Raw genomic sequence first — 6,460 nt, 5'->3', positions numbered from 1 at the left:
CGACTTGTATTTCTTGTTTTTTTTTTAATGATACGGCGCCCACCGAGATCTACACTTGCAGCTTCGTCGGCAGCGTCCGATGTGTATAAGAGACTGGGACTCTGCGGCGGGGTCACCCGGGGCACCGTCCCTCGGTTCGGGCCGGGACACACGAAGGCGGCAGCCCGCACCGGGGTCCACCCGATCCGGTCTCCCTCTCGCAGTCCACGACGAGTCGGCAGGAGCGTCGGCCGCACCGGGTGATCGGGCTCGCGGAACACGGGGTTCCGCCCACCGTTGCGGGACAGCGCCGGACTTCGACCGGACTTCCCCCGGGGAGGCTCGCCGGGCAGCGTATCCCGCCGGGGCGGGGGCGTTGCGGTCGGGCCCCGGGAGGGGCATGCTCGGGGACAGCCGTGGGGTGCTCCCCGAGCCGGGAACGCCCCGCGGGACCGGCCGCGACCAGCGGCGACACAGCGGTGACACAGCGGGGCACCCCTCCGCGTCCCGGCGCCCCGCGCTCCCCGGACCGGGGGCCGCGGCCCCCGGGGGACGGCGCGGGCCGTCACACCCGGTGGTCCGGAGCGGGAACGCCCCGCTCCCGGCCGGCCCGGGCCGGCCCGCCGCGGGGTGCCGGAAAGGGAACGCGCACATGGATCTCGGACTCTCCGGGCGGGTCTTCGTCGTGACCGGCGGCAGCAGCGGACTGGGGTTGGCGACGGCCCGGGCCCTGGCCGCCGAGGGGGCCCGCACGGTGATCTCCTCGCGGGACAAGGAGAAGGTGGACCGCGCGGTCGCGGAACTCTCCCGGCTCTCGCCGACCGTCGGCACCGTCGCGGACCTCGCCGACCCGGGGACCCCCGGCCGGCTGCTGGACCTCGCCGCCGAGGTGTACGGGCAGGTGGACGGGGCGCTGGTCTCGGTGGGCGGACCGCCGCCGGGCACCGCCGCCTCGGCCGACGACGAGCAGTGGCGCGCGGCCTTCGAGAGCGTCTTCCTCGGCGCGGTGCGCTGCGCCCGCACGGTCGCCGCCCACCTGGCGGAGGGGGACCGGGGCGGGGCCATCGGCCTGGTGCTCTCCTCCTCGGCCCGCTCGCCCATCACCGGCCTGGGCATCTCCAACGGCCTGCGGCCCGGCCTGGCCATGGTGGCCAAGGACCTCGCCGACGAGTACGGCCCGCACGGCGTGCGGGTGCTGGGCCTGCTGCCGGGGCGGATCGCCACCGAGCGCACCGCCGCGCTGGACCGGGGCCGCCCGGATGCCCGGGAGCGGGCCCTGGCCGGGATCCCGATGGGCCGGTACGGGGAGCCGGAGGAGTTCGGCCGGGTCGCGGCCTTCCTGCTCTCCCCGGCGGCGTCCTACGTCACCGGCACGAGCATCCCCGTCGACGGCGGGGCCCTGCGCACTCCGTGAGCGCCGTTCCGGGCGTGCGTCCGGGCACCCGGACGCCCCCGGGGCGGGGCGGCACCGGCGGGCGGGTCGCCGGTCAGCCGAGGACGTGGCGCAGGTAGGAACGGGGGTCGGCGAGGTAGCGGCGCCAGTGGTCCACCAGGGCGAGGTCGGCCCGGGCGACGCGCCGCGTGCCGTGGTCGCCGACCTCGATGATGTCGGCGCCGGGCAGCGCGGTCAGCAGCGGGGAGTGGGTGGCGCAGATCACCTGGCCGCCGTTCGCGACCAGCCGGTCCAGGTGGCCGATCAGCTCCAGGCAGGAGGTGAAGGAGAGCGCGGCCTCCGGCTCGTCCATCACGTAGAGGCCGGGTCGTACGGACCGCTCGCGGAAGGCGCTGAGGAAGCCCTCGCCGTGACTGAGCGAGTCCGGTCCCACACCCTCCCGGTCCAGGGCGTCGAGGGCGGTCTCGGCGCGCAGGAAGAACCCCTTGCGGGCGGACCAACTGCTCATCATGCGTCGTCCGCGTGCGGTGGGGTCGAGGCGGAGGTGCTCGCCGAGGGGTGAGCGGGGTCGCGGGCTCGCGTAACGCCAGTCGTGGGAGCCGCCGTGGGGGTCGAGGCCGAAGCTCTCCGCGAACGCCTCGACCAGGGTGGACTTCCCCGAGCCGTTCTCCCCGACGACGAAGGTCACCGGGGCCGTGAACCGCAGCCCCTCGTCGAGGAGTTCGCGAACACAGGGCACGGACCAGGGCCATGCGTCCGGCGGGGCGGAGACCGGGTGGGCGTACGCGCGTTCGATCAGCATGGGGGTGAGTCTCCCCGACCGGCCCCGGGGCCGGTCCGGCGGCGACTCAGCGGAAGAAGGCGATGCCGTCGTCCGGGAGGTCCTTCAGGTCGCCCACCCACTCGCGGGGGTCCACCACCCGCTTGAGGTGCGCGGACATGTAGGGGCGCAGCGGGATCTCCGGGGTGGCCTTCTCGCCCACCCACATCAGATCGCCCTTCACGTACCCGTACAGCCGCTTGCCGCCGGTGTAGGCGGGGGAGGAGCCGGTGCGCGCGATCGCGTCGGTGGCCAGGTCGATCTGCGGCTTGCCCTCGGCCAGCTCGCCGTACCAGACCTCCGCGACGCCCTGGTCGCGGATCATCACGATCTCCACGCGGCGCTCGTCGTCGATCCGCCAGAAGCCGTGCTCCGACTCCAGCGGGCCGACCCGCTTGCCGTCCCCGTCCAGCCGCCAGCTGTGCGAGCGGTACTCCAGGAAGTCGCGCCCGTCGTGGGCGAAGGTGACCTCCTGGCCGAAGTTGCACGCCTCGCGGTCCGGGAAGTCCGCCACGCCGGCGCCCTGCCAGGTGCCGAGCAGGAAGGCCAGGGGGACCAGGGCGGGGTTCAGGTCGGACGGGATCTCGAACATCGGGGAATCAGCCGTGTCTCTCTCGTGGGGCGTGCGGGGACCGCGCCGGCCGGGGCTCCGGGCTCAGCGCTGACCCTGGTACAGCTTGGTGATCACCAGACCGGTGAAGGCGGCGGTGCCGACGCCGACCAGGACCATCAGGGTAATGAAAAAGGCTTCCAGCACGGGAGGCTCCTCCGACGGGGGCGGACGGGTGGGGACGAACGCGCCCGAGTCTAACCGTCCGGTGACGGACCGGACCGGTCAGGTGGGTGCCGCGCGGTCGGGGGTAGACATCGGTCGATCGAGCGTGCAACTCCCTGTCACCCATGCAACCCGCTGTGACCATCGTCACTCAACGCGAACACGATCGGCCGCGTCCAACCGCGTGGAAAGGGTGTGATCATGGCTTGTCCCCACTGCGGTGCCGCGATGCAACAGGGCCCTCGAGGCGATTGGCTCTGTCCCAACTGCGGCACCACCCGCTAGACGTCGGCCGGTGCCGCGGGCGGAGCCGGGGGACCGGGGGCGACATCGTCCCCGGACCGGCGGGTCCGACCCCGACGGCACCGGGAGCGAGACCCGGGGGTCACCCCGGGTAACAGGTACAGCGCGACTCTCCGTCACCACCACGGGCCGCCGTCCCCACACGAACGGATGGCACCACCTCCCGCCGGTTCACTCCGGTACCGAACCATCGACCTTCCCCACCCCACGAGGAAGAGCGCGACGCCCGCGCCGGTGACCGACCGGCCCCGGCGAACCCCGACCGATCCCGGGGGCGGGAGGGCCGGTTCCCGCACCGGCCCTCCCACCCCCGGGATCGGTCGCGTCCACGTGGGGTCGACCCGGTGGCCCCGCCCGGAGGATGACGGTCTGCTCGAGGACCGGCCCCGGCGGCGCCGTCGGGGCCGGGGCATCACCGGGCGAGGGCGTCGCCCGCCCGCGGCCACGCCGCCCGCCCGTGCCCGCACACGGGTCGGGGGCCGTGTCCCGGACGGAACACGGCCCCCGGTTCGAGCCCCGGGCGAGGGGCGTCACAGGGCGATGGCGACCTCGGCCACCCCGCCCGGCTGCGCGACCACGGTGCGGTCGCCGGTGGCGCCGGGCACCAGGGCCCGCACCGTCCAGGTGCCCTCGGCGGCGTAGAACCGGAACTGGCCGGTCGCCGAGGTGGGGACCTCGGCCGTGAACTCGCCGGTGCCGTCGAGCAGGCGGACGTAGCCGCTCACCGGCTCGCCGTCACGGGTGACGTACCCCTGGATGGTGGTCTCGCCGGGCTTGATCGAGGCGGCGTCGGGGCCGCCGGGCTGTGCTCCGCACATGCGATGGATCCTGTCCTTCTCGCGTCCTTGTCGGATCCCGGCCGCGGTCCCGCCGCCGGCCCCGCGGGGCCGGTCACCGGAGGGGTGCCGGGGGCCCCGCCCGCGTCCGGCGGGCGGGGCGGGGTGTCACTTGGCCGGGCCGGTCTCGACCGGGACGCCCACCAGGGAGCCGTACTCGGTCCAGGAGCCGTCGTAGTTCTTCACGTTCTGCTGGCCGAGCAGCTCGTGCAGCACGAACCAGGTGTGCGCGGAGCGCTCGCCGATGCGGCAGTAGGCGATGGTGTCCTTGCCGTCGAGGTCCACGCCCTCCTCGCGGTACAGCTCGGTCAGCTCCTCCTCGGAGCGGAAGGTGCCGTCGTCGTTGGCGGTCTTCGACCACGGGATGTTGCGGGCGGTCGGGATGTGGCCGCCGACCTGGGACTGCTCCTGCGGCAGGTGGGCCGGGGCGAGCAGCTTGCCGGAGAACTCGTCGGGGGAGCGCACGTCCACCAGGTTCTGGCTGCCGATGGCCGCCACGACCTCGTCGCGGAAGGCGCGGATGGAGGTGTCCTGCGGCTTGGCCCGGTACTCGGTGGCCGGACGCTCGGGCACCTCGGCGACCAGGTCGCGGGAGTCCAGCTCCCACTTCTTGCGACCGCCGTCGAGCAGGCGGACGTCCTCGTGGCCGTAGAGCTTGAAGTACCAGTAGGCGTAGGCGGCGAACCAGTTGTTGTTGCCGCCGTACAGGACGACGGTGTCGTCGTTGGCGATGCCCTTGGCGGAGAGCAGCTTCTCGAAGCCCTCCTGGTCGACGAAGTCGCGGCGCACCGGGTCCTGGAGGTCCTTCCTCCAGTCGATCCGGATGGCGTTCCGGATGTGGTTCTTGTCGTAGGCCGAGGTGTCCTCGTCCACCTCCACGACGACGACCTTCGGGTCGTCCAGGTGGGCCTGGACCCAATCGGCGTCCACCAGAACGTCACTACGGCTCATGCTGACTCTCTCCTTCGACGGATGATGCTGCGGGTGCGTGCGGAAACAACGGGCCGGGCGGGCCGGTGACGGCCGTGCGGGACTCCGGGAGCGGGGGTGTCCGGGAGGGCGCGCGACCCCGGTGGGCACGGCGGCGCGATGGGGGCGTGCCCGTGAGGGGGCGCCGGCGCGCGGCGGAGGGGGCCGTCAGACGGCGCGGCGACAGAGCATGGCGGCGACGCGGCAAAGGTCGACGGCCCGTCGCTTGGTGAGATCCGCCTGTCGCATCATGGTCGCGATCGTACGGAGGGGGCGGGCCCCGTGTCACCGTCATTCCGCATGATGAGACGTTTTCGACCGAGGGTCGGGACGCGCGGCGTGTCGGACACCTCCCGGGGCCGGGCGGCGCGACTCCGCGACCCCCCGGGGGAGGCGGCGCGTCTCATCATCCGGGCGTTCCCCGGGCGAGCCGGTCGCGGCCGGTCCCGCCCCGGAACATCGGGCGTTCCCCGGCCGAGACCGTTTCAGCCGAGACCGTTGCCGCCCAGCGGCAGATCGGTCCCGGTGAAGGTCAGCTCCACGCCCCGCTCGGTGGCCACCAGTCCCTCCAGCGTCACCCCGCTCGGCAGCCCGTGCAGGGTCCGCTCCCGGTGGATGACGTCCCGCAGGCGGTCCTCCAACCCCGGCAGCGGCAGCGAGGGGATCTCGTCCAGCCGCAGCGACAGCAGGTCGCCCTCGAAGGACATCTCGGCGAGCACCGGCGGGACCACCGCCTGCCCCATGGTCAACAACTGCACCGCCACCTGGTGGTCCTCCGCGTCCCCACCCGCGTACGACAACTCCAGGGCGAGCTGATCGCTGAGCCCCAGCACGTCCTGCGTGGCCAGCTCGCTCAGGTCCTCGTACCCCAGCACCACCGACCCCGCGGCGTCCCGGGCCACCGCGCTGCGGTACCCGTCCTCCAGCACCACGTTCCGCAGGTCCAGCGACAGGTCGCGGGCGGTGATCTCCTGGTCGTCCAGTTGTATTCGGTGGGCGTCCAGCGACAGCCGCACCCGCTCCAGTTCCCGCCCGGCCACCTGGGTGAGGAAGGGGAAGCCCTCGATGGAGACCTCCGGCTCCCGCTCCAGGTCCATCGCGGCTTGGGTACGGGAGGCCACCTCGCCCTCGGCCCAGCGCACGGCGAGCCGATCGGCGACCACCGCCAGGACACCCAGGACGATCAGGAGGATGAGGCCTGCACGCAGCACACGCATCGGGGCGACTCTCCGGGGGAGGGAACGGACGGCGGAGGGGGACGGGCGTCGGGCCCGACGCCCGGGAAACGCCCGCGGGCGCCCCCGCGGCGAGCGTAACCCGAGGTCCGCGCCGGACGGCGGGGCCGCGGGAGCTTGCAGCCGGCCCGTTACACGTGCCCGCGGCGC

General features: G+C 73.7%; 7 protein-coding genes. 1 reads left to right on the top strand and 6 read right to left on the bottom strand.

Annotation, left to right across the window (positions count from 1 at the left end; translation table 11 throughout):
• Nucleotides 1–631: 631 nt before the first annotated feature.
• On the top strand, nt 632–1,393 hold the full coding sequence (locus FOE67_RS12840; protein WP_182663714.1) for an SDR family oxidoreductase: 762 nt from the start codon (nt 632–634) through the stop codon (nt 1,391–1,393).
• Nucleotides 1,394–1,466: 73 nt separating this feature from the next.
• On the opposite strand, the gene FOE67_RS12835 is transcribed toward FOE67_RS12840, so the two are convergent.
• The 6 genes from FOE67_RS12835 to FOE67_RS12815 all read right to left on the bottom strand — a co-directional run bounded on the left by FOE67_RS12835 (nt 1,467) and on the right by FOE67_RS12815 (nt 6,292).
• Nucleotides 1,467–2,174: an AAA family ATPase gene (locus tag FOE67_RS12835; RefSeq protein ID WP_182663712.1), complete on the bottom strand. Its 708-nt coding sequence runs from the start codon at nt 2,172–2,174 to the stop codon at nt 1,467–1,469.
• 46 nt (nt 2,175–2,220) lie between these two features.
• Nucleotides 2,221–2,784, bottom strand: a complete 564-nt coding sequence (locus FOE67_RS12830) for a heme-binding beta-barrel domain-containing protein (RefSeq protein ID WP_182663711.1) — start codon at nt 2,782–2,784, stop codon at nt 2,221–2,223.
• Nucleotides 2,785–3,800: 1,016 nt separating this feature from the next.
• Nucleotides 3,801–4,088, bottom strand: coding sequence for a DUF1416 domain-containing protein (locus FOE67_RS12825; protein ID WP_182663709.1), 288 nt, complete (start codon nt 4,086–4,088; stop codon nt 3,801–3,803).
• A gap of 126 nt (nt 4,089–4,214) precedes the next feature.
• Nucleotides 4,215–5,057 carry a sulfurtransferase gene (locus tag FOE67_RS12820; RefSeq protein WP_182663707.1) on the bottom strand — a complete coding sequence of 281 codons (843 nt, stop codon included), beginning with the start codon at nt 5,055–5,057 and terminating at the stop codon, nt 4,215–4,217.
• A 186-nt stretch (nt 5,058–5,243) separates the two neighbouring features.
• Nucleotides 5,244–5,324: a putative leader peptide gene (locus FOE67_RS30645; protein WP_368733333.1), complete on the bottom strand. Its 81-nt coding sequence runs from the start codon at nt 5,322–5,324 to the stop codon at nt 5,244–5,246.
• 236 nt (nt 5,325–5,560) lie between these two features.
• On the bottom strand, nt 5,561–6,292 hold the full coding sequence (locus FOE67_RS12815; protein ID WP_182663704.1) for an LmeA family phospholipid-binding protein: 732 nt from the start codon (nt 6,290–6,292) through the stop codon (nt 5,561–5,563).
• Between the last annotated feature and the right edge of the window lie 168 nt (nt 6,293–6,460).

Source organism: Streptomyces calidiresistens (assembly GCF_014141525.1).
Classification (GTDB): domain Bacteria; phylum Actinomycetota; class Actinomycetes; order Streptomycetales; family Streptomycetaceae; genus Streptomyces; species Streptomyces calidiresistens.
The sequence above is the reverse complement of the archived record's forward strand: the minus strand, read 5'-3'. Positions and strand labels throughout refer to the sequence as shown.

Bases quoted from the DNA above. Each gene is read 5' to 3' on its own strand.
- FOE67_RS12830 (WP_182663711.1), bottom strand. From the start codon at position 2,784: ATGTTCGAGATCCCGTCCGACCTGAACCCCGCCCTGGTCCCCCTGGCC.
- FOE67_RS12840 (WP_182663714.1), top strand. From the start codon at position 632: ATGGATCTCGGACTCTCCGGGCGGGTCTTCGTCGTGACCGGCGGCAGC.
- FOE67_RS12835 (WP_182663712.1), bottom strand. From the start codon at position 2,174: ATGCTGATCGAACGCGCGTACGCCCACCCGGTCTCCGCCCCGCCGGAC.
- FOE67_RS12815 (WP_182663704.1), bottom strand. From the start codon at position 6,292: ATGCGTGTGCTGCGTGCAGGCCTCATCCTCCTGATCGTCCTGGGTGTC.
- FOE67_RS12825 (WP_182663709.1), bottom strand. From the start codon at position 4,088: ATGTGCGGAGCACAGCCCGGCGGCCCCGACGCCGCCTCGATCAAGCCC.
- FOE67_RS12820 (WP_182663707.1), bottom strand. From the start codon at position 5,057: ATGAGCCGTAGTGACGTTCTGGTGGACGCCGATTGGGTCCAGGCCCAC.
- FOE67_RS30645 (WP_368733333.1), bottom strand. From the start codon at position 5,324: ATGCGACAGGCGGATCTCACCAAGCGACGGGCCGTCGACCTTTGCCGC.